The following is a 741-nucleotide window of genomic DNA, read 5'->3' as shown; positions in this document are numbered from 1 at the left end:
CGGGCGAACAGGCTGCCCGCCTTCATGCCGGGGGCGGCGCCGCCGTTGCCGGGCGTTGCGGCGGCGGGGGCCAGCCGTTCGGCCAGCTTGGCCAGCGAGCGCGCGGCCACCGAGCGGGGCGCCGCCTCGCACAGGGGCACACCCTGATTGATGGCCGACACGGCCGCGCCGTAGTCGTCGCCCACGGTGGCGAACACCTTGCGTTCCAGCAGCCGTTCGGCTTCCGTCAGGTCCACCCCGGCCTGGGGCGACATGCGGTTGACCACCAACTGGATGCGTGCGGCCACTGACGGCGCGGCGGCGGCCACGTCGTCCAGCAGGCGGCGTGCGCCAGCCAGGGCGGGCAGGGCCAGATCGGTGACCAGCAGGATGGTTTCCGCCTCCTGCATGGAGACCAGGGCCAGTTCGTCGGCATAGGGGCCGCCGTCCACCACGGTGACGGCGTACAGGGCGCGGGCCAGATCCAGCACTGCCTTCACCGCGCGGGGGCTGATGGCGTCCAGGTCGTCGCCCGTGTCGGGCGAGGCGAACACCTCGAGCCCGCTGGCGTGCCGTTCGGCCAGGCTGCGCAGGAAGGTGGCATCCAGGCGGCCCAGGTTGCGCGCGCCGTCGGCCCAGGTGCGGGAATATTCCATGTCCAGGAACAGCGGCACGTCGCCCTGGGGCAGACGCATGTCCATGAGCGCCGCCAGAGGCAGCGCGGCGGGCGCAAGGGCGGGGCCGCCCGTGGCCAGCGCCATG

1 protein-coding gene is annotated in these 741 nt (G+C 73.8%); it reads right to left on the bottom strand.

The window, feature by feature from the left end; translation table 11 throughout:
- On the bottom strand, positions 1–741 hold a 741-nt coding region (locus FVW27_RS17995; protein ID WP_481850176.1), incomplete at both ends, for a P-loop NTPase family protein.

Origin of the sequence: Nitratidesulfovibrio liaohensis (assembly GCF_011682075.1) — a bacterium.
Classification (GTDB): Bacteria; Desulfobacterota; Desulfovibrionia; order Desulfovibrionales; family Desulfovibrionaceae; genus Cupidesulfovibrio; species Cupidesulfovibrio liaohensis.
This window is presented reverse-complemented; position numbering and strand designations above follow the sequence as displayed.